Origin of the sequence: Vibrio marinisediminis, from assembly GCF_014050145.1 — a bacterium.
Classification (GTDB): domain Bacteria; phylum Pseudomonadota; class Gammaproteobacteria; order Enterobacterales; family Vibrionaceae; genus Vibrio; species Vibrio marinisediminis.
In genome coordinates, this window is sequence record NZ_JACFYF010000254.1 from 1 (window position 1) to 271 (window position 271).

Below are 271 nucleotides of genomic sequence, written 5' to 3' on the forward strand. Positions count from 1 at the left end.
CGCCTGCGCGCGGGCGGGCGGTCCGTCGGGGGCGCGATGAGCTGGGGCGAGCCCAAGGCGCTGCGGCCCTTTTCCTCAAGCTCCCCCTTCTTCGGCCTGCCCCTGCCGCAGGATGTGGCGGTCACCGCTCAGGTAATGGCGCAGCCGGATCCGAACCTGCCCGATCGGGTGGTTGCGGCGTTGACCGACGGCACACCGCTGGTCACCCGCAAGGCCTTGGGGCAGGGGCAGGTCGTTCTGTTCCATGTCACCGCGAATGCGGAATGGTCGA

1 protein-coding gene is annotated in these 271 nt (G+C 70.1%); it reads left to right on the forward strand.

All coding sequences use genetic code 11. The features are described from left to right. Positions 1–36: 36 nt before the first annotated feature. On the forward strand, positions 37–271 hold a 235-nt coding region (locus tag H2O73_RS24025), incomplete at its 3' end, for a hypothetical protein (RefSeq protein ID WP_220457758.1).